Here is a 1,547-nt window from a genome sequence, read left to right on the forward strand (position 1 = left end):
TGAAGAAGTGGATTACGAGAAGAGCCGCCTGAAAGTGTCTGTATCGATCTTTGGTCGTGCAACACCAGTTGAGCTTGAATTTGGTCAGGTTGAAAAACTTGATTAAAAAAACACCTTTTTAAGGGTTGTCTAAGGCGCGAATTATGACTATAATTTCGCGCCTTTTTACTTCTGGTGAAGTAAAGAGTTTTTTCATAAACGGGGAGCTGATCGGTGATTAGCGTTTGTACCCAAACTTAGGAATTATCATGGCTAAGAAAGTTGAAGCTTACATCAAGCTACAAGTTGCAGCTGGTATGGCGAACCCAAGTCCACCAGTTGGTCCTGCACTAGGTCAACACGGTGTTAACATCATGGAATTCTGTAAAGCGTTCAACGCGAAAACAGAATCTCTAGAGAAAGGTCTACCTACTCCTGTTGTTATCACTGTATACAACGACCGTTCTTTCACGTTCGTAACTAAGACTCCACCTGCTGCTGTTCTTCTTAAGAAAGCTGCTGGCGTTAAGTCTGGTTCAGGTCGTCCAAACACTGAAAAAGTTGGTACTGTAACTGACGCTCAAATCCAAGAAATCGCAGAAACTAAAGCTGCTGATATGACTGGTGCTGACATCGAAGCGATGAAGCGTTCAATCGCTGGTACTGCTCGTTCAATGGGCCTAGTGGTAGAGGGTTAATAAGATGGCTAAACTAACTAAGCGCATGCGCGTAATCCGCGAAAAAGTTGACGTAACTAAAGAGTACGAAATCAACGAAGCTGTTGCTCTTCTTCAAGAACTAGCTACTGCTAAATTCGTAGAGTCTGTTGACGTTGCTGTTAACCTAGGCATCGATGCTCGTAAATCTGACCAGAACGTACGTGGTGCAACTGTACTGCCTCACGGTACTGGCCGCGAAATCCGCGTTGCAGTGTTCACTCAAGGTGCAAACGCTGAAGCAGCTAAAGAAGCTGGCGCAGACATCGTTGGTATGGAAGATCTTGCTGAGCAAGTTAAGAAAGGCGAAATGAACTTCGACGTAGTTGTTGCTTCTCCAGATGCAATGCGCGTTGTAGGTCAACTAGGTACTATCCTAGGTCCTCGCGGTCTAATGCCAAACCCTAAAGTTGGTACTGTAACTCCTAACGTTGCTGAAGCGGTTAAGAACGCTAAAGCTGGTCAGGTTCGTTACCGTAACGACAAAAACGGCATCATCCACACTACTATCGGTAAGGCAAACTTCTCTGCTGAGCAGATCAAAGAGAACCTAGAAGCTCTTCTAGTTGCTCTGAAGAAAGCTAAGCCATCTTCAGCGAAAGGTACTTTCCTGAAGAAAGTAAGCATCTCTACTACTATGGGTGCTGGTGTTGCTGTTGATCAGGCTAGCCTGAACACTCAAGCATAATTTATTTGCTTAGGCGCAAAATTTGTGTATAATTTTGCGCCTAATATTTGTGGTTGGGGCTGAACATTGGTTCTTTGAACTGTCTCCTAGTTCGAAATGAATTAAGACCCAGTCTCCGTCCAAGACCGTAGGTGTTTGTTCTCAAGACAAACTTAATCATCCTA

The 1,547-nt window shown here is 44.3% G+C and carries 2 protein-coding genes and 1 pseudogene; all 3 read left to right on the plus strand.

Annotated features, from left to right (window positions below; genetic code table 11):
* Nucleotides 1-106 (plus strand): annotated as a pseudogene (gene nusG / locus KIO97_RS26790) (transcription termination/antitermination protein NusG); the annotation flags it as partial.
* Nucleotides 107-248: 142 nt separating this feature from the next.
* Nucleotides 249-677, plus strand: coding sequence for a 50S ribosomal protein L11 (rplK, locus tag KIO97_RS26795; protein ID WP_005451125.1), 429 nt, complete (start codon nt 249-251; stop codon nt 675-677).
* Nucleotides 678-681: 4 nt separating this feature from the next.
* A complete protein-coding gene (gene rplA / locus KIO97_RS26800; RefSeq protein ID WP_005384683.1) occupies nt 682-1,383 on the plus strand; it encodes a 50S ribosomal protein L1 in 702 nt (233 codons plus the stop codon).
* The last annotated feature ends 164 nt before the right edge of the window (nt 1,384-1,547 follow it).

The organism is Vibrio sp. B181a, from assembly GCF_030248375.1.
GTDB classification, from domain to species: Bacteria; Pseudomonadota; Gammaproteobacteria; order Enterobacterales; family Vibrionaceae; genus Vibrio; species Vibrio campbellii.

Coding starts and splice junctions, on each gene's coding strand:
- rplK (WP_005451125.1), top strand. CDS start 249: ATGGCTAAGAAAGTTGAAGCTTACATCAAGCTACAAGTTGCAGCTGGT.
- rplA (WP_005384683.1), top strand. CDS start 682: ATGGCTAAACTAACTAAGCGCATGCGCGTAATCCGCGAAAAAGTTGAC.